The following is a 20,934-nucleotide window of genomic DNA, read 5'->3' as shown; positions in this document are numbered from 1 at the left end:
TACACCCCTTCTTAATTTCCATCATTAAAATAATTAGAAACAATGTCTGCTAAAAGTTCTTCCATCGTTATATTTTTTTCATCAGAAGCTTGTTTCACTTTCTTCTTGAGAGAAGAGGGTGCCGCAAAAGTTAATATCTCATGATCACTATCAATATATATACCTTTACGAGATGGAGTAATACTTCCCTCTTTAAGGTGGAGATTTAAGAGGTCAACTATTTTTTCGTTAAGCAAATTGTCTGGAAATACATATGGCTTTATTTCTAAAGTTAATATAGACTCTTCTAATCCTAATTTCATATTTTTTGGCCCCAGGTGACTATAACAAATTTCAATAAAATCATAGAGAGGGTAGTCAATCTTGTCCTGATAAGAAAATGCGAATGTAGCATATCCCTTTTTAGATACATATCCATGGTCAATAATAAGTGTTTGTGGTAAGTAACCGTTACCCTCTATTTCATTTATTGTTATCCTTAAACCTGATTTAGTTACGAGCACAGGTTCATAATCTTCTATTAATATTCTTGCCTCCATACCATCCTGGTTAGCAAAGCGTTGAAACCATGCAGTTTCTGAATCCTTATCATAAAACTCCTTTTTTTCTGCACGCTTTTTACCTAGATACTTTTTAGAGAAACGATCAAATTCTTCTTTACTTATGAAATTAAGTTCTCTTCCTTTATATATGTGTTTTTCTGCTTTTAATAATCCTTTAGCTACATATTGAGAAATAGTGACAGTATGTAAATTTAATATCTTTGCGACATCACCAGTTGTATAACCTGGCTTTTCTAATTCTTTCTTAAGACGAAGTAGATCTGCTTCATAAAAGTATTTTCTATTATCTATATGCCAACTCGCTACATTCGAAGGAGTAAGTTTGCCTTCCTTAACATATTTATGAATTGTTGTTACCTTAACATTTAACAGTTCAGCCGCATCCTTCGTAGACAGCTCTTTACTGTACTGTTTATCATCCATTTAGTTCACCCTTAATAATCATATTTGGGTATATTATATCATTTGAAGACTGTTTTTATAAACACGCTAATAAAATAGGTAACTTTTATAAAATAAGCACTTAACTTTATATTACATCATGAATCTTCGGTTTCTCTTTTTTTGATTGCCTCATTAATAAGGGTAGCTGCATTCGTACAATATTCCTTCACCAGTGATTCTAATTCTTCCTTTGTTGGATTTGGTAAGGCTTCACTAACGGCTGTAAACTGTTTAACTTGAGATTTACCTCCTCCTAACATAAGACTTACCTCCACTACATTAGAATAGAAAAATCTATTTACCTCGACACGATAACCATCTTTAAACTCATGTAGAAAATAAACTGTCTTCCTCACTCTTACCTTTTTTCTAAACCCAATTTCTCTTTCTTCTTTTTTAAAATAGTATTTTTCCTCCATGGAATTTTTTCTCCTTCTAGAGTAAATCTAAGTTTTGTTAGTAAATCAACCTAACATTATTGAAACAAACGTAAAAATTAACTATAAATTTAACTATAAATTCATAATTAATTTTATCACAAACCTTTAAATGCGGTAAACACATAACTTATAAGTATTATTTATTAATAAAACTAACTTATATGATACTGTTAAGAGTTCCCAACTTTTTTTACTCTTATAAGGAGGTGTATAGAATGAATGATCTTGTTAGAGTAATCGGAGAAAGAATAAAATACTTCCGCTTAAATAAAGGGTATACGCAAGAAAAACTAGCTGAAATCGCCAACATTCATTCCGCTTATATTGGTGGTGTGGAAAGAGCAGAGAGAAATATTTCTCTTGGAACATTAAATAAAATAACGCAAGCATTAGAAATAGAAGCTAAAGATTTATTTAAACCAATTAGTGAAACGGAACAAATTATTAATAAGGACGTTTTGTTAACAACACATATGAACCTTTTAAGTTCAAGATCCCAGGAAGAGCTTATACTAATCCATGAATTAGTAAGTAATCTAGTATCTATATTGGATAAAAATCAAACTAAAGAAGAGTAAACTGTAAAATTAGTGTATAGAGGGGATTGTTTATGAAAGACCCAGGAATGTTAGGTTAAAGAGAACATACTCCTGTTCAAATGGGAGATCCAGGTGAAGGTATACAAATTAGATTTTTTGGTTTTAAGATAAATAAGATTCAGGTAAAATTGGTGTGAAAACTAGAAAATATCCAGGGGAATAGATGTAAGGATTTAGCAATTAATCCTCTATGGTGGTTGAATTTTGCTCTAAACAAGATTTATATATCCACTTACTATTGGTAGGGTTCATGTTTATTTGGGGTGGAAAAATGAATTTAACATTTAAGGTGTTTTTCCCTAAAACTATTTTATAAAATTATTATTTTTAACACTTTTTTCACACTATCATCGTGCAAATTACATATTCATAATAAAAAGGGATAAATCACATTAGCGATTTATCCCTTTATGTTATTTCTTTACATAATTACCGTATATCCAACCAAAGCTTTTGCCATCTTTGATTTTATACCAGTTGTTCTTTTTCTCGACTACTTCTACTACTTTATTTTTAGACAAATGCTTATAAGTCTTTGCTTTTCCACTGTCACTTGTATGAACAGCTGCTTTATCTTTTGTTACTTTCATCTTGTATAAAGTATTTTGCGTTAGGTTAGTGGATACGTATTGATTCCAAACCCAGCCATAACTTGATCCGTCTTTGATCTTATACCAAGTACCTTTTTTCTCTACTACTTCCACAATATTATTTTTGTACAAATGCTTGTATGTTTTAGATTTTCCACTATTACTTGTATGAATAGCGGCTTTATCCTTAACAATTCTTAAATCATACAAAGATTGTGGTGTTAGATTAGTGGATACATATTGGTTCCAGATCCAACCATAACCTGTGCCGTCTTTAATTTTATACCAAGTACCTTTTTTCTCTACAACCTCTACAATATTGTTTGTATAAAGGTGTTTATACGTTTTGGATTTACCACTATTACTCGTATGAACAGCAGCTTTTTCCTTAGTTACTCTTAGTTCATAAAGTACTTTTGATGGTACTTCTGGTGTTAAGTCAGTTGATACATATTGATTCCAAATCCAACCATACGTTGAACCATCTTTAATTTTATACCAAGTACCTTTTTTCTCTACTACTTCTACAATGTCATTCAGGTTCAAATGCTTGTACGTTTTAGAACTGCCACTATTACTTGTATGAACAGCTGCACTATCCTTTGTCACTCTTAAGTTATAAAGAACTGTTGGTACTTCTGGTGTTAAATCAGTTGATACGTACTGGTTCCAAATCCAACCATACGTTGAACCATCTTTAATTTTATACCAAGTACCTTTTTGCTCTACCACTTCTACAATGTCATTCAAGTTCAAATGCTTGTACGTTTTAGAACTTCCACTATTGCTTGTATGTACAGCTGCGTTGTCCTTTGTAACTCTTAAGCTATAAAGAACTGTTGGTACTTCTGGCGTTAAATCCTTTGAAACATATTGATTCCAAATCCAACCATAAGTTGAACCATCTTTGATTTTATACCAAGTACCTTTTTGTTCGACTACTTCTACAATATCATTTAACTTTAAATGCTTGTATGTTTTAGAACTACCACTATTGCTTGTATGTACTGCTGCATCATCCTTTGTAACTCTAAGCTTATAAAGAGTAGGAAGATTAGTTTCAGTTTCTGAATCATCAGTGTCTTGAGCCCCAATATAAACAGTTAAATCGGCCTCTACATAGTTACCTGAAGATAAATACATTTGGAAAACCTGTCCGTTTTTAGTAACACTAGCATTCCGAGCTCCTACAAGATTATAGGAATCGTTATTAGCTCCATAATACCCCCAAATCTCTCCATTACATGGTTCAGAAGCAGTTACCATATTATCTTTAGTGTTCTTTTTTTCTATAGTCATTGTACATTTAGCTTTCTCTAACGTTGCAGCACTAGCATTACTACTTGTTACCGAAAAGATTGTTATAAAGCTCATGACTAATACAGATAGTAAAATCATATGTTTTTTCATATGTTTTTTCATATTTTGTTTCCCTCTCTCTTCTCTCCTTATATGTACATATATGTATATTTTACTATTCATACTAATAATTTGAAACACGAAATAGTAATAAAACATCAGGACTATTTTACTATTTGTGTAAAATTATCATATTTGCAATAAATAATATCGCTCAGTATCCAGTCTACATCCTCTTAAAATACTCACCTCTCATTCTTTTTTGAACGCAAAAAAGCCTTTGAGATAACAACTCTTTAATTACAAACGTAAATAAGAGTATGTTAGCCCAAAGGCTGCTGAGTTTATTAGTTGAGACTGCTAATCTAAGTAGATTGCAAGAAAAAGTAAAATATAAAATATATACAATTACATTATACTACAAAAAATCCCTCTGTATATAAAATTAATTAATTTTATATACAGAGGGATTTTCATTAAGAGTATATTTTAATTTTTCTCACTTTTACACCATATACTTATTTTATTCTGCTATGATATGTACGAGGTGATGATAGATTGGAAAAGCAATACGATGTATTCCATCGATTAGAGCGAATTTCAGAGAGGCTAGATCAGGCATCTATGACCATTCGTTCATCTGAAACAGACACCAAATTAAAAGTTAAAAACTGGATATTCACATGGTTTCTGATTCCATTACATTCTTTATTAGATTTAAAAAGCTTATTTAAAGGAATTAAATCCCTTGATTTTTCTCCCGCACTTCCTGTTTTAGCTAGCACAATATTATTTCCATTTCTAAGTTTCGCTGTTGATACGAAGTGGTACATATTATTAGTATGGGGAATTATATTTGGATACATTTTCTCATTTGTTTTCGTAGCCCCAAGATGTATGTGCGACTTTTCGGGAGGATATTTCCGAATAGGTGCGTACTCACTTTTTAGAAATCAAGAATATGAGATTTTTAAGCAATCGTTAGTTCATGATGATGAGAATGAATTTTATTTTTCATCAATTCCAAAGCAAATACAAGCCCTTCTAAAGTCAGATGAGAATTTACAACTAATCCATACTCGAATTGATACTTTCTTAAATCAAGAGAAAGCTGAATTAGCTCAAAAAATAAGAGTACTGGAAGAAAAGTATGCTGATAAAGAAAAAGAACTTAAGCAAGCTATTAAGGAATATGATGAGGAAGCAAGTAACCTATTAAATGCAAGTACTGAAGTTCATAAAGCCATGGGATATTTAGTAGATTTTTTGAAAGCAACAAGATTGGCTTTGTTACGAAAAATAAACAAAAAGTTAAACATTGCTGACATTGCTAATTTGTTAGGTGCTGGTGTTTCTATTTTTGAGGTTAAAGATAATCATCTTAGATTAATGGGTGAAGAACAAACAACAGGTGATCTTCCGGAGTCAATTCGTTTTGATGACGAAAGTTATGCTAATTCTCCTTTTTTAGATGCTGCATTTAATGACCATGGAGAATCTTATGAAGAAATTGATGAAAACTACTTTATTATTACAAAGCGTTTCCCTATGAAAAACGAAGAAGTATGGATAATCAGCTTTCACGTTGATGCAGGAGTAGAAAAAGCTTTGTTCTTATCGGTTGGAAATGATATATTAGAGATAAAAGAAGTGTACAAAATGATTCATAGTTTATGTCTTTTAAAACAAGAACTAGAACTTGAACTTTCGTAGGAGGTGCTATTATGACAGAGCGTAAACCTGATTTTCAAATAGGCGATGTTGTTGTTGAAGTAAAAAGCGATATGAGAGATCGACTAGTAGCAAACCTTCGGCAACAAGCCAGACAATCGAAAGCGAATAGACAAGTTGATGAACCTACAACAAGGAAACATGGTCCTCATAGAAAAGGCGCTGCTGTAACTGCCAAGATTTCTATGGTCGAAGGTGAACCACAAGCAGTACTGATAAAAAATAGAACTGAATATTTAGCGAAAGATATTAAGCGTCTTAGAAGTAGATATGCAAATATCTTGGCAGAACAAACTAATGAATAAAACCCCTTTTGATAAAATCAAAGGGGTTTTTTTGTACTCAAATTGGGATTGTATTTTTCAGGGAGCCACTTTCTTCGTAATTCATTTTGGCCTATTGAAAGCCTTACAGTTCGTTCAGAAATTAATTGACTCATAGTCCTATCTTTATATTTCAAGTGTTTTTCAAGCGCATTACGTGTCATTGACAACCCCCTCTTCCGTAAAAGAATCTCCAATTTGTTATCTATATATACGGGATGTTTGTCCAGTTATGCTAAAAAATAAAAAAAATAAAATTCTCTCTCCGTTACAGTTTGTTCCCTTTTAAATATTAACTTTTATATTCAACAAATCAATTTACTTCCCACAATCCGTAAGTTTTTATTTCCCTCTTATTTCCAGAACACAACTTAGATTACTTTTACCATTTTATCAACTTAGATATAACCTAAGATTCGTCTTATTATATATATTTGCCCAAAGTTAAGAATTTATTTTATAATGAATTAATAATTAAATATAATATTTATTTAAATAATAAACAAATAGACAAATGAACTGTTTTTCTATTATTATCTGGTTTCTGATGATTTATCTAACTAGTTTTAAGACTTAAATAAATATATTAATAAGATATTATACTAATAAAAATATATCAGAGTTCCTATATAATATAATTAAAGTTAATTATTGATAAAATTATTATATATAAATTAGAATTGAGGTATATACTCATGAATAATTATCCTGTTAATTATTCTTCAACAAATAATAGTATTATTAATTTTAAAGAATTCGATAATACAAAAGAATTATCTGCATTTATGTTAAACGAAGAATTATATTCAAAATTATTAGTGGAGACCAATTTTTTAGATAATCCTAAAACCATCCAATTTAACGATTTAGAAATGGTATATCTATTTGTTCATAATAAAAAAGACATGAATGAGAAAAAGAACAGAATGACTAACACTAAGCAAGAGTATCTAAGAGATCTTTTAATTATTTATAAACAACTTTTAGAATACATAAATACTTTTCAAATTAAATTAAGCTACCGGGAAACAGACCATACTCCTTGTTTGTTTCAATCGTTAACTCATAGCAATTTAAGAAAGTATCAAGAATGGTTATTAAACGCTCCTTTAGGTAAAGGAGGAAAACCTTATGCAGCTGCAACATTAAACCGGAAAATGATTATCCTTAAAAGTTTTTTATCTTACCTATATACAAATGAATATATACAAATCCCCTTACATGAAAAAATGTTAAGTAGCAACGTGAGGGATGCAGATATTCCAAATAGAGACCTGAGTTCTAATGAGGTTCTCCAGTTACTTGACTACTTTAAAGGACACCCAATTCTTCATTGTTTTATCGCTGTTCTTTCGACAACAGGCTTAAGAATTCGGGAATTGTGTAGTAGCAGGATTTCAGATATTACTTATCAAGATGGTGATTACTGGTTGAATGTGATGGGGAAAGGAAGGAAACAACGAGAGGTTTTATTGCACCCTATATAATAGAAGAAATTAGACTATTTAGGTTAAGAAGGAGGTTGGAATTCCACTTAGATTCTACTGATGATTCTCCCATTTTTACAACTGCTACTGGAAACCCTTATAACTATAAATACTTGTCTAACTACTTAACTAAGCATATTAATAAAGCAGACATTACATTTATAAAAATACGCAGAACACCAATAACTCCTCACTTCCTGCGTCATGCTTATGCAATAATAAGTGCTGAAAACGGAGCAACTTTAGAATCAATAAGTCCTAGTTTGGGCCACTCAAGCTATCGAACAACTGCTCGTTATTTAGAGAAAAGATTGTCTCGAAAAAATAGTGCTTCTCATTTATGGAAAGATTCAAAAATCATAAAAAATATATAAACTGTTATTTAAAATTGATAAAGGAAGGGAAAATATATTTCCCTTCCTTTAAATAATTACCAACACTAGTCCATCTTCTGAAAGCTGTACAAAGTCAGGGAATATTTGAACAAATATTATGGATATGTCGAGAATGAATATTCGAATATATAATTTCCTCATAGCCAATCCAAAATTTATTTGTTTCCTACAACTACAACTACTTATTTTTCTCCCTCCCATGTCCCAATCCATTTTCGAAGTTTCTACGCTATATACATTTTTATTTGTGGAACAGAGTACTAACTGATTTATACTTCCTGTTTGAAAAAAGAATGGAAGCAAAGCAATCAACTGACTTTCGTTTTTTATAATAGTTATTTTAAAATTGGAATAGTCTCTATAAATTCAAAAGTATTTTTTTCATTACGACAGATTTATAGTTAACCCCAAAAAAAACACCCCAAAAGGTAGATTTTAACTCTAACTTTTGGGGTACAGCACTTAAACAAAGACGTTTTTTCTTTTTTTGTGATAATTAATTATTCTACCTGCATAAAATGATAAGTCTCATTAGGTACATCTAGTTTATGACCATTTATTATAACGGTATTATTATCTTTCCATTCTATTTTTGCTTTTTCCTGAGGATAATCCCAATAGATATTTTTAGTCTTTTCATCTATATTATTAAAAATTAGTTCTCCTCTTACTGCGAAACCTGTAGTAGCTCCTCCACTTGAAAGGTAAGCTTTTATAGTATATTCACCGTTAGGAGAATCAACTTCGGTTATAAAGTCTCCCTTAGGTAAATTACTCATATTAATGGACCAACGATAAAGACCGTAAACTATTAATATTAATGCAACTATTATGGAGGCAATAATTTTAAACAATTTTTTCTTTTTCAAAGTGTATTCTCCCGTTCATTTTAAATTATATTAGTGTTATAGTTTTCGCATATTTACGGTATTTATAATAAAGGTCTATTCCCCACTTTATATTGCTTTGATCTTTCGGATCATCAAATCTACTGTACCAATATTTCCATCCCGATGTACCAGCTCTAATTTGAGCTACACCAGCAGCTGAAAGAAGAGTGGCTTTAGTTATTCCAGTGGCAGTACCAATATACCCGTAATGAATGTTCCCCAGTGCTTCTCCAGAAACCTTTTTGCCCCAAATTTTGTAGGTTAGATTCATTCTTTGTTTAAGATCCCACGGTCCTTTGTTTCTCACCTGATTGTAAAACCATTTAAGATTATATTTATGTTTTCTAGCTTCTTTTTCATGTCTATGAAGCATATCCAGAAAACCTTCGGTATATTCTATTACTTTAGTTCCTAAAGGATCAGTATACCTCATAGGATTATTCTGTGCATAAGTATATCCATTTTGTGAGAGCGGATCATCAACATTACCTGACAAAGGATCAATTGTTAAAAATGAACCATTTTCAGGATTATAATAGCGAGCATTTAAATAATAGTGTTTTGTTTCAACATCGTAGTAATATCCTGCATATCTAATTGCATTTTCTTTTGCAAACTCTCCTACTTCATTTAAAACATTACCATAAGAATCATAATCATAAGAGGCAACCTCATTCTTAGCACTATCTAGAATTTTAGTTACATCACCTCTAACGTTTGTCTGAATAAAGTAAGTTTTGTTCTCCCAATTACCATTAGAGTTTTTCTTCTTCAAAATCATACTTACTGGTTTATCAGTATTATCACGTTGTATATATTGATAATATTCTACTTGTTCATTATTTCTTTTTACAATTAACGAAAGGTCTTCAGAGTCGTAATAGTACTCATATGAAACAGTACCTAATATTTTTTTCGTTCTTTTGCCATTCTCGTCATACTCGTACCTAGCAATCTCTTTATCATCTACACTATTGGAAACCTTTATAACCTGACCTAGTGAATTATATATATATTTATAATTTTCGTCTTGCACTAAATTACCGTCAGCATCATATTTGTATTGTTTACCATTTTTAGATGTAACTTGATGAATACTGTTATAAGTGAAAGAGTGTAAACTTTTACCGTTCTTAACTACCTCGGTACGATTACCTAACGTATCAAATTTATAAGTTAATTTATCTCCACTTAATAGTGTTTCTTCGCTTAATTGATTATTAGCGTCATAAATATAGGATTTTTCTCCTTTATTACTTTTCTCCTTTGTAATATTTCCTGATTTGTCATATAAATATGAATATGTTAAGAAGGAGTTCCCTCCATTTAAATAATCAATATTAGTAATTTGATTATCTTTTCCATAAGAGTACTTACTTGTTAAACTGTCGTTAATAGTCCTAGTTTCAGTATTATTTTCAAAATCATATTTGTAATCTAATTTGACTTTATCACTACCATCAACATTTATGCTAGATTGAAGTTCCCTTCCTTCATTTGTATAAGAATTTGTTAACTTTATATTCCATGGAAGACTAGATTCGTTATAAATTACTTCCTGGGTTTCCAATCTATCATTTTCATCATACTTTAAATAATTGATTTCATATTTTCCTTGCAAGAATTTTTCGAGTAAACTACTTTGCGAGTCATAATAGTACTCTTTTTGTAATAGTATGTTGTTACTTAACAAGTCTTTATAAATAACTTTTGAAGCTTGATTATTCTCATTATAATCAATTGTCCAACCTAATACATTTTGATTATTCTTATTAACTACAACACTAGTTAGATCACTCAGTTCATTATACCCATAGTTCTTACTAATACCGGAGTTTTCAATAGTTTTAAGTAAGTTACCATTTGAATCGTATTCACTTTGAATTTTTAATTTTTCTGTATCATTAATTGGGTACTCGACTTTAGTAACTTGATTATTACCATTATGAGTATAACTCGTTTCATTCCCTAGAGCATCAGTAATTGATATTAAATTTCCATTATCATCATATTTGTATTTAGTAGTTGCACCACTGCCATCTATGACTCCAGTCTTCAAGTCAGGCTGTAAAGGATCTTCATACAAATATTGAGTTTTTCTTCCTTCTCCATCTTGTAAACTTACTACATTTCCATAATTGTTGTAATTTGATAGGGTAGTATTTCCTTTAGAATCAATAGTTTTCACCGTATTTTCCGAGTCATTATATATTGTTTCTTGGTAAGTTGAATTTGGAAGAATAGTTTTTGTTACCCTACCATAATCATCTAGATAGTATTCTGTTAATTCATCTCCAACCTTTTTAGTGTAGTGCCCTTTTTCATATTTATAAGATGTGACGATACCATCCGGCTCAATCTTTTCTATTATATTACTATCACTATCATATTTATAAGTTGTTACTTTTCCATCTGAGCTAGTAGAGCTAAGAAGGTTCCCCTTATCATCAAAAGTATTATTTTCAACTTCACCATCATCATTTATACTTATTTGATTGTAATTAGAATCATATTTTGTTGAAATATGATTTCCAGAAGCATTTATAGTATCAGCTACAGCAAAAGTATCGTTAACCGTATCTCTTTTATATGTTGTTGTATTTCCTTGTGTATCCTGTTTTGTGTATTGATTATTTACATAGTCAAATTTGTAAGTTGTTGAAACAGATTCTGAATCAACTGATTGTGGTTCTAAAATAGTTATTTCATTTTCGCCATAACTTATTGTATTAACATGACCTTTGCTATCAGTGTACTCCGTTAGTTTACCATTTTCATCATAATCAAATTTTTCTACTAATGATTTATCTGTTTTTTCTGCACTAGTTATAGTTTCTATCAACTGTTTTTTTGTATTATATTTATACTCTATAGACTGTTGATTGTAGCTTGCTTTGCTAATTAAATTGTCCGCGTAGGATAATTTAATACTATTTCGTATTATATTATCCGAACTATCAACTTCAGCTATTTCATTTAATTGATTTCCTTCATACTTAAATAGGATTTTATTCTTATTAGTATCTTGATAAGCATGAATTCTATATTTTGTTGCGGAAGAAGGATCCTGCTCAAAATACTGTGTTAATCCATTAGTATCAGTAATTTTGAACCCAGGTAAGTCACTAACCGTTTCACTAGTAAGAGTTAAATACTTACCATTAGCAGATGTATATTTTTTAGTATTTTCATCATATGCAAAGGTATGTTTCGTACCATCTTCTTCTTCGTAGTATATAGTGGAATTAGCACTGTTATCCTTCTTAGTTAAAGATTCATTACCCATAAATGTCCAACCTTGTCCAAGGTCATCCAATTTAGAAGAATTGGAATTATACACCCTAGTATAGTTAAAACCTAGAGTTCCCCTAGCATATAAGGAATAATCATCAAAACTCATCGCAATATTTCCTGTAGTCACATTTACTGAAATTTTTGCATTACCTGGATGGTGGGTACTAAATGTGAAATAGTCTTCCAAACCAATAAGTTCTTCATTTAATGGTATATTACCTTTTTGTATTGCAGAAGGTGTACTTAGTGCCCTTGGACCAGTAATTTTTCCATCCTCACTAGGAGGAGCTGTATCATCGCTAAAGCGAAAGGCTTTTACACGAACCTGGTATTGTTTATTATTAATTAATGTTTGATCAGACGAACCAATATCCTTATATTGCTCAGTAGGGTCGGCAGGCAAATCAGTTATGCTATCAAACAAAGATTTCCCTTTTGAAGTCCAAGAAGTCTTGTTACTATCTACCTCAAAAGTTTTATACGTTTTTCCATTATAAAGTTCAACTTGATAATTTTGAGCACCTGTTACTGTATCCCACGTAACATTTAAAACTCCTTTATTATTTACAAAATCAGTTATATTACCGTTAACTTTAATGTTTTTAGGCGAATTCAATGGTATGTAACCATAATTTGCTCCTGATGAAGGAGTTTCTCCTAACTCTCCTACTGCTACTACTCTAATTGAATACCTTGTGAATGATTGGTATCCATCATTTGCATTTGTATAAGTTTGCCTCGGATCAATTGGAAGCTCAGAACCATTTTTATCATGATGGAGAGCATACTTACCACTAGCAATTTCTGAACTAGTGGGCCATATTTTTTGCCCTTTAGTAGTCCAACTTGTAACATTTCCTACATTAAAACTTTCATAATCTTTACCGTTGTATATTAAAACCTTGTATCCTGTTGCTCCATCAACAGCATCCCATTTAATATCCAACCAGCCTCTATCTTTATTTGTAACGTCTGTTTCAGGATATGCTGATCCTTTAACTTCTGGATAATCTGGAGTATCAATTAGAAGAGATGGAATAGCCTTCTTCACTTCTGATGATACTGGACTATTTCCTAACTTATAACGAGCAAGTACACGGAATCCATATTCTTTCCTAGTAGTTGATGTTCCACTTTTAGTTGAAAAATAGGAACTTGGGTCAACTGGTAACTCTACTCCACTACCGTCTAACTTGTAAGAGCTACTTGTGGAATAAGGTGTTTTAGGAAATATTTTCTTCCCCTTTGAAGACCAACTTGTTCCTGTACCTGAGTATACTTTTTCAAAACTTTTGCCATTAAACATTTGTAGCTCATAAGACTCTGCTCCATAAACTTCTGGCCATGAAACGTTAATATAACCTGTAGTAGATCCACTACTAGTTTGTGCTGCTTTTAAAACAGGATTTTTCATAGTAGGATAATGATAACTAATTACTAATTTTGCAACATTTTCTGTCTCAGCAGAACTTAACTTTTTCCAGTAAGTTTGTCCGTTTCCATTTGTATGCAATTTGAAACCATCATTTTGAAATTCTCCATCTATCCAACTTTGAACTGTATCTTTAACAGGAAAAGTAGCCCACTGGTCTCTCGCTACAGTAGTACTAGTTATCTTAGTGGAACCAGGTTTATTGTTCCAGGTTAGTTCATCTGCATACCATGGACCAGTAACTCTATCCAGCCATAAACCTGTTTTTTGTGTTGCATAATATGAATGAGTAACATAGGTTTTAAAATCTGCTGAATCGACAACCGCACCTTTTAAATTAGTTAATGAAAATTTAATAAATGCATAATTAGTGCCGGTGCTACTATCGTACTTACCAACCTTAAGGACATACTCTCCTTGTACTGAATCCCATTCTTTATTAAAATTAGTATTAGGTGACGCACTAGATACAAATGAATCTCCCATTGCATCAACGCTTACAGAAGGATCTACATAAACAGGATATACTCTGTCTTCTGCCTCAAGCCACGCTTTATCAACTATTAATTTAATAGAGTATTCATTATTACTAATGGATTCTAGCTCATAGTGTAAATTTGTTGATTTTGTTCCATTTCCTAACCCCTTGTTTATATTTGAGTCTTCCATCATTGGGGTAGGCAATACGAAGACTTTCTTTTTTAGGTCTTGTGACTCAAAAAAATCTATTGATCCATCATCATTAAGTTTTGGAACTAAATCTGTATTTACAACATAGTTAAATTGGTTAATCCCTTTATAGTCGGTAATAATCCAATCTTCTTTAACTTCGTTATTTAATGAGACATGTCTTAAGTCTATTCCAGGTAACAAGTTTTTATATATTACTTTGTTATCTTCGGTAATGGTATCCCCATTTTGTTGTAAGGAATATTCTTCTGTACCATCCGTGGCAACTATATTTGAAAATTCAAGTGTATGCCCCTCATATTTATATTGGATTTCTTCTTTAGAAGAAATCTTGGATGGATATGATGCCTTTAATTGAGTTGTATCAGTTTCCAGCATTCCGTTCTGCTGATTCATTGATATATCAGTAGATATTTCTTCCCAACTACCATCAAGCTTGGTATGTATGGGTTCCGCATACACTTCTGTAGTAAAGTTTCCTTCACCATCAGTATATGTCTTGGAATATTCATCCCTTTTACTTTCTACTTCTTCTAAGTTTTGGTCTAAGTCATTAGTGTTATTATTTTGCTGATTCTGTATAGACTCATCTTCATTACTTGTCTCAGCTAAAACATAATTAGGTACTAGCGAGAGAATAAGAAGAATACTAAGACTTATAGCCATGAATTTCTTAAACAATTTAAAACCTCCTAAAATAGTAAAATACGCCTAATTATAACCGGGTTAACTATTAAAAAGGTATATAAATAATTCGATTTATATCGACAAAATACGACAAAATATTATGATATAAATATAATTAATTCAGAAATAAGAAATACATATATCGCTATTATATACTTTCGGTAAAATTCACAGCAGAAAAATAGTTATCCTTATATAACAACTCGATATATAACATGATTTTCCAAACCATAAGGCTCACAATAGGTAATAAGGAGGTGAAACTGTAATTTTTTATGAGATTTACTGCACTTTTACATATATTTGATTAGAGAGAAGTGAAAATTTGTAGTTAAGTATCTGCTTAGTAATTAAATATAATCCAGTGAATAACTTAATTTACACCATTTCAACCGTTATAATAGGAATTAATCAAATGAACACTAAAGGAGAGATTTTATTGAATTTAAAGCAAATTGTATCAGATGGTTTTAGTATGAAAGATATAGAACGAAGATATTCGAGCTTTGCTTTTATATCACTAAAAACTGCACTGTATTCATATTTTTCTACATATGAAAGTTCAACTCTGTTTATTCATAGAATCTTAAACGGGAATTCATCTTATGTTGGAAAAGACACTGATAGGCAGTATTCCACAGATTATATTGAAAAATATGCAGAAACAATAATTCATTTTCAGCATTTTATAGAGTTAGTTTGCAAAGAAATCTTACGAGAAGAGAATGAACTATTAGTTTTAAACATTGATAAGCAACATGAGTTATTCTATAAATTGCTAAACAAAGAAGAAGTAACCTCTTCAGAATTAGAAGGCATACGAACTACTGAATTTAATAGCACCTTTGATAGATTACTTGGTCTAATAAAAGCCGGAAAATTAGATTCAAAATATAATTTTTTTACTTCCAAAAAAAATAAAGAGGCTTTAACCCAATTAAATCAGCTTAGAAATCGCATTTGGCACAGAGGCACCTTCGTTTTGCGCTATGAAGCTCTCGATATTTTTATTGGACAATATATCTTACCTATTATTAAAGAAATTATTTCACTACCAGAATACATAGACACTAAGTCAAGATGGATTTATCCGCCGCTAGAATTGGGAATTGATCCAATTTCAGAATTAATTAATGAAAGTTCAACTAATAGTTACAATGCAGGGAAATTTGCTTTTATTAAGGAGTTAGGAAGGGCATCATATAACAATCCTTTAATTCATAATTGGAACATTTTCAATAAAGACATAATAAAAAATGCTGTAAATACTGCACAAGCTGAATTAAATTATCAATCACAAGGTACAACTATCTATTATTGCCCTGTTTGCGGTGTTCAATCTTTAACATCGTACGAGGATTCAGATGGTGAGCAAGAGGCAGACGGAAGTTATAGTTCATATTGGACATTTTCGTGGTATGTAAAATGCCATTGTTGCTCATTTAAAATTAGCCGTGAATTAAAAAATCCCAAAGAATACGGTTATGCTTTGCCGGATTATTGGTACAGTTACAATCATTAATTTATTTAGCAATTGGAGTGTTCTATATGGTTGAATTGAGTCCCTATTATAATGGGCTGAAAATTTTTAAAAAAAGAGTTAAATATCACCATTCCAGGGTTTCAAAAGGAATTAATAATCCAATATTTCCGGAAACATTTGTAAAGGAATACTTAATCGGAACAGGTAGAAATAAAATGCCTGATATTTATAAACTTTCAAATTTAATAGACGATACTATAGATCCCGAGTTAGCATCTATGATGCAAGCATTACGTTCACAATATGAATTATTTTCACAAATAAGATTGTAGAACTGAAGATGAATTCGATTGGTGATAGGTCCAGAAAATCTTATGATTTTAAAAATGGTTAAAGTGCTACAAATATACTAGGAGGCACTTTTAACCATTTTATTTTATATTATTTATATTCCCTATAAATCTCATCTAACTTATCGTTTATGGAATTAGCTAAATTGGATTTGAGTCAATAATTTGGACACAAAAAAGTTAAGTATTAAGCGGTTCTTCTAATCTGATCCTCCATAGCTTGGGGTGTTTGATAGCCGATGCTGCTGTTGCAGGTTTACGTTCCAATTCGGACACATCCTCTCAAAATAATTGTAAGGACTTAATTAAATTGTGTCCATGAATCTATACTAACTCCAATATAGTTATATTGAAAGTGATTAGAACTTCTTAATTCCTCAATAATTACATCTAATCTAGTAGAAGGGAAACCAATATTAACTGGTCCTATCTTAACCATAAATGTATAACCATCATTAAGCCTTACTTCCCAATCATAGTGAAGAATGTTTGTTGGTAATGGTAAAATCTTATGAAGAATAAGGGTAAAATTATGATTATCTTCCTCGAATGTTTGTCCGGTTAAATATTTATTTTCTAATTCAGTAAAAAAATATTTTTAAAAATCGCCATAAAATAATCCCTCCTAATAAATTAGTAAACAAGTTTAATTAAATTTAAGTTAAAACTAATGAGATTACTATGTATCATTTCCATATTATTTATAGCTTATTAATTGGAAGCGACTTTCTATTCAATATTTTATTAAAATTTATAAACATTGGCAAATTGTAAGATAACTCTTTTATACGTTTTTTACCTTTTCTTTATTTAAATATGTAATATGTAATCTCCCCCCCATTTAATGGCCATATTTTAATAGAAGATTTGCCTAATATATGAGAGATTGGAATTGCCCCAAATACTCGACTATCGGTACTATGATCTCTATTATCACCCATCACAAAAATTTCACCAACTGGTATAGTCAAAGAATCAAAATCATCGGTTTCCTCCATTAAGAAAGGCTCTTTAACTACACTTCCATTAATATATAAATTGTTATTTTTATGTTCTATTTTCTCTCCAGGCAACCCAATAACACGTTTGATTAAAACCGAGTTATCAGGAAGAGTAAACATGATGATATCAAACCGTTTTGGTTCCCCAGTTTTATAACTAACTTTATTCAATAAAACATAATCTTGATCATTTAGAGTTGGATTCATGGACTGCCCATCCACCTTACCTAATGAAAAGAAGTAAAATCTTATAACAAACAGACATAAACATGCCACAATAAATACTAGTAGTTTATTTCTAATATATTTTTTATTCATAAACGGTACTCCTAATTAAACTAGTGGTTTTTCAAACCATAGATGAAAAGTTTCTGCTTTATAAGGGAATCAATTCCACCAGCTTTGTCCTTGCCTTCTGTAGTTGTATTAAAATCTGTGTTTTTTTGGAATTTAACATAGGTTCTTATAATATATTTAGTTAGAATATCTTCTGTTTTCACCAAAAACAAATCTGCATTTTTCAAACTTTTAAAAGTGATTGTTGTCCCCTCTATTAATTCATTAAATGTACGTGTGGTGTATATCATTTTTTCAAATTTACTATTATAAGGGTGCATTTTAATTTAATTTTCCCATCCTTCTCTTTCAATTTAATACTGAACTCTCCACCATTAAATTTAGGTCCTTTTAAGATATAAGTTAAAAAACTACTATTAAAAATATTAACTTTAACCCATAAGTTAATGGGATGGTTACTATCTTCGTGATATCCTTGAATTTCACTTTCTGTAGAAAGTATCTTTAATTTTGATTTATTTATGTACATATGATTCCCTTTCTTCCTAGTGTTCTCAAATGGTTTTTATATAGCTCTAACTCTCTATTAGAAAACTCTTTCCTTTTGAGGTAACGCCCGTTTCTATCGTTAGTATCCAGTCATATACATCATCTAAGGTATAATGATTTCTAGATATTGTGTCTGGAAAAGACTCTTCTTGCTCAAAAATCCTATACATTTTATTAAGAGCTTCTGGCATAGGTCCAAAGCTGAATAGATATCTATGTTTTACTGTTTTACTATCTCTATAGGATTACCTAACATAAATATAAATTCTCCCTTTTGCAAATTTCTTTGTTATATATCCAACCTTGCCCATATAACACCTCACTAGGATTTCCCCTACATAACCTAATTTTATTCTTGTAGGGGAAACTATAATCAAATATAAAATTTATTAACTATTTAGGAAGTAATATGTTAACTTAACCCAGCCTACAAAAGATATCCATAAAGGAACACTTAAAAGCGTTCCCCATAATAAACCAATACTAAATTTGCCAGCATGATAATGTTCATATTCCATGTTGCAACCTCTTTCATCTACTATTATTCGTTACTTAAATTTATAAACAAGACTTTGTTTAATAGAATCCCAAACTAAATATGCACTGAAAGTTCCATCTTTATCTTTCTTTTTGAACCCTTTAATTAATGATGTTGTTCCTGTAGTAAGTAGTTTTACTATATTATCCTTGGTGATGGTTACGCCCGCCTTCTGTTTAGGAATACTAAAGGTACAGTTCTTCAAGGAATAATTACTACATCCATAAAATTTATCCCTCTCAATTAAACTTCCTCCACATGTTAAACATCGTCCAACTTCTTTTGGTCCTATCTCCTGAATTAATTGCTCAGAGAAGTGCCAAGTATTAGATTTTCCCTTTAACTCATTTAAAACAATTTCAGTCATTTGTTCCGTTCTTCTTAGAAAATCATCTACTGAAGCTTTTCCGTTTTTTATATCATCCAGATACCTCTCCATACGGCCTGTAGTTAGGACGGAGGCAAAATAACTATTCTCTCCTAAGGCTTCAATCAGAACCCTTCCAGCAAGTAGTAAGTAAACCTGGTTATCTTGAACATATATATATTTATCTTTAATTTTGTTTATAATTTCATGCCTAGTAGCGGCGGTACCTAGTACTAATTCTTTATTCTTAAAGTCTTCTTTTTCCCTGACCCAATTACCAGCGTTACTCATTATCTTGATAAGATCTCCATCTGTAAATCTAGGCTTTGGTTTTGTAAATCCTTCATCTAACGAATGAGATAAGAGTATTCCTGTTTCTCCCTCATTAACAAGAGGTAACATATCATTCTCTGATTCTTCTTGTTCATCAAGGGATTTATTATAAAGTTGTTTCCATCCATTCTGTATGATTACTTTCCCGTTCGCTCTAAATGTAAATTGGTCATCGATAGAAAGAATCATTTCTCTAGATTGATATTTATGGTCTGGATAATGAGCGGCAATTACCGATTTAACAATTAAGTCGTAGATAAGCCTCTCTTCACTACTAATCAATGTATAATTGCTAACATCCTCTGTAGGAAGGAGCGCAAAGTGGTCAGATACCTTAGAAGAATCTACATATCTCTTGTCATTTGTAATATCCTTCGTGGCACCATTTAGAAACGGTTCATAATCCTCTAATTCACTTATATTGCGGAGAATATTAGGAAGGGTAGCTGCTTCCTCCTCGATTAAGTAACAACTATCTGTTCTTGGATAAGAAACTAGCTTTCCACTTCTCATATAAAGACTGTAAAAGCTTCAGCACACGATCCGATGAAAACTTATATAATTGATTGGCTTTTGATTGTAGGGTGGATAAACTAAACAGTTGAGGCGGCTTAACTATGTGCTCTTTCTCTTCAATGGAATAAACTTTTGGTCTTTTATCTTGGCAAAAATCTCTTATTAATATGGCTGCTTCCTTATTAAAAATGTGATTTTCTTTATCATTAAACCACTTTGCTTTCATCGTCCCATTTTTAAATTGTGTAGAAATATAGAAGTCCCAGTAGGGTTCACTTTCAAATGTTTCAATTTATATTTCTCTTTGATAAATAATCCCCATTAAACTGGTTTGAACCCTTCCGGCATTCATTGTTATATTCAAACCCTTTTTAGCCATTAAAGTGGTTAATGCTCTTGTTGTATTTATACCAATTATCCAATCAGCTCTTTGCCTCGCGATACCTGCTTGGTATAGATTATGGTATTCCTTATTATTTTTCATGGAATTAAATGCTGTCTCTACTCCTTTTTTTGTGAAGGACGAAGTCCATAATCGCTTTACAGGCTTCTTATTTCCTAAATAATATAGAATTT

The 20,934-nt window shown here is 31.0% G+C and carries 16 protein-coding genes and 1 pseudogene; 7 read left to right on the top strand and 10 right to left on the bottom strand.

Going from position 1 to position 20,934, the window contains the following annotated elements:
• Window positions 1-11 precede the first annotated feature (11 nt).
• Window positions 12-986 carry a helix-turn-helix domain-containing protein gene (locus MKX82_RS27810; protein ID WP_341081857.1) on the bottom strand — a complete coding sequence of 325 codons (975 nt, stop codon included), beginning with the start codon at window positions 984-986 and terminating at the stop codon, window positions 12-14.
• Window positions 987-1,102: 116 nt separating this feature from the next.
• Window positions 1,103-1,426, bottom strand: coding sequence for a hypothetical protein (locus tag MKX82_RS27805; protein ID WP_341081854.1), 324 nt, complete (start codon window positions 1,424-1,426; stop codon window positions 1,103-1,105).
• Window positions 1,427-1,662: 236 nt separating this feature from the next.
• On the opposite strand from MKX82_RS27805, the gene MKX82_RS27800 reads away from it, so the two are divergent.
• A complete protein-coding gene (locus MKX82_RS27800) occupies window positions 1,663-2,025 on the top strand; it encodes a helix-turn-helix domain-containing protein (RefSeq protein ID WP_341081852.1) in 363 nt (120 codons plus the stop codon).
• A 434-nt stretch (window positions 2,026-2,459) separates the two neighbouring features.
• On the opposite strand, the gene MKX82_RS27795 is transcribed toward MKX82_RS27800, so the two are convergent.
• Window positions 2,460-4,058, bottom strand: a complete 1,599-nt coding sequence (locus tag MKX82_RS27795) for an SH3 domain-containing protein (protein WP_341081851.1) — start codon at window positions 4,056-4,058, stop codon at window positions 2,460-2,462.
• 495 nt (window positions 4,059-4,553) lie between these two features.
• Here MKX82_RS27795 and MKX82_RS27790 point away from each other — a divergent pair, with 495 nt between their 5' ends.
• From MKX82_RS27790 to MKX82_RS27775, 4 genes are all read left to right on the top strand, one after another.
• Window positions 4,554-5,708, top strand: coding sequence for a hypothetical protein (locus MKX82_RS27790; RefSeq protein ID WP_341081849.1), 1,155 nt, complete (start codon window positions 4,554-4,556; stop codon window positions 5,706-5,708).
• An 11-nt stretch (window positions 5,709-5,719) separates the two neighbouring features.
• Window positions 5,720-6,031: a hypothetical protein gene (locus MKX82_RS27785; RefSeq protein WP_341081848.1), complete on the top strand. Its 312-nt coding sequence runs from the start codon at window positions 5,720-5,722 to the stop codon at window positions 6,029-6,031.
• A 713-nt stretch (window positions 6,032-6,744) separates the two neighbouring features.
• A complete protein-coding gene (locus MKX82_RS27780; RefSeq protein ID WP_341081846.1) occupies window positions 6,745-7,536 on the top strand; it encodes a tyrosine-type recombinase/integrase in 792 nt (263 codons plus the stop codon).
• A gap of 35 nt (window positions 7,537-7,571) precedes the next feature.
• Window positions 7,572-7,910, top strand: a complete 339-nt coding sequence (locus MKX82_RS27775; RefSeq protein WP_341081845.1) for a site-specific integrase — start codon at window positions 7,572-7,574, stop codon at window positions 7,908-7,910.
• A 521-nt stretch (window positions 7,911-8,431) separates the two neighbouring features.
• Here MKX82_RS27775 and MKX82_RS27770 read toward each other — a convergent pair.
• Both MKX82_RS27770 and MKX82_RS27765 read right to left on the bottom strand, forming a co-directional pair.
• Window positions 8,432-8,800 (bottom strand): DUF5412 domain-containing protein, encoded by a 369-nt coding sequence (locus MKX82_RS27770; protein ID WP_341081844.1) that lies wholly within the window; start codon window positions 8,798-8,800, stop codon window positions 8,432-8,434.
• A 25-nt stretch (window positions 8,801-8,825) separates the two neighbouring features.
• Window positions 8,826-14,918: a DNRLRE domain-containing protein gene (locus tag MKX82_RS27765; RefSeq protein WP_341081842.1), complete on the bottom strand. Its 6,093-nt coding sequence runs from the start codon at window positions 14,916-14,918 to the stop codon at window positions 8,826-8,828.
• 445 nt (window positions 14,919-15,363) lie between these two features.
• On the opposite strand from MKX82_RS27765, the gene MKX82_RS27760 reads away from it, so the two are divergent.
• Window positions 15,364-16,446: a hypothetical protein gene (locus MKX82_RS27760; RefSeq protein WP_341081840.1), complete on the top strand. Its 1,083-nt coding sequence runs from the start codon at window positions 15,364-15,366 to the stop codon at window positions 16,444-16,446.
• Between the two features lie 26 nt (window positions 16,447-16,472).
• Window positions 16,473-16,739, top strand: a complete 267-nt coding sequence (locus MKX82_RS27755; RefSeq protein ID WP_341081837.1) for a hypothetical protein — start codon at window positions 16,473-16,475, stop codon at window positions 16,737-16,739.
• Between the two features lie 824 nt (window positions 16,740-17,563).
• Here the strand turns inward: MKX82_RS27755 and lepB are convergent.
• The 5 genes and pseudogenes from lepB to MKX82_RS27730 form a co-directional block, all read right to left on the bottom strand.
• Complete coding sequence (gene lepB, locus MKX82_RS27750; RefSeq protein WP_341081834.1) at window positions 17,564-18,076, bottom strand: signal peptidase I; 513 nt, start codon at window positions 18,074-18,076, stop codon at window positions 17,564-17,566.
• A 20-nt stretch (window positions 18,077-18,096) separates the two neighbouring features.
• Window positions 18,097-18,258 carry a hypothetical protein gene (locus MKX82_RS27745; protein ID WP_341081833.1) on the bottom strand — a complete coding sequence of 54 codons (162 nt, stop codon included), beginning with the start codon at window positions 18,256-18,258 and terminating at the stop codon, window positions 18,097-18,099.
• 83 nt (window positions 18,259-18,341) lie between these two features.
• A complete protein-coding gene (locus MKX82_RS27740; RefSeq protein WP_341081831.1) occupies window positions 18,342-18,584 on the bottom strand; it encodes a hypothetical protein in 243 nt (80 codons plus the stop codon).
• A 568-nt stretch (window positions 18,585-19,152) separates the two neighbouring features.
• Entirely contained in the window at window positions 19,153-19,509 is a 357-nt protein-coding gene (locus MKX82_RS27735) for a topoisomerase C-terminal repeat-containing protein (protein ID WP_341082234.1), read from the bottom strand.
• Between the two features lie 75 nt (window positions 19,510-19,584).
• Window positions 19,585-20,842, bottom strand: a pseudogene (locus MKX82_RS27730) (DNA topoisomerase); the annotation flags it as partial.
• Between the last annotated feature and the right edge of the window lie 92 nt (window positions 20,843-20,934).

This window comes from Niallia sp. FSL R7-0271, from assembly GCF_038005785.1.
Classification (GTDB): Bacteria; Bacillota; Bacilli; order Bacillales; family Cytobacillaceae; genus Niallia.
The sequence above is the reverse complement of the archived record's forward strand: the minus strand, read 5'-3'. Positions and strand labels throughout refer to the sequence as shown.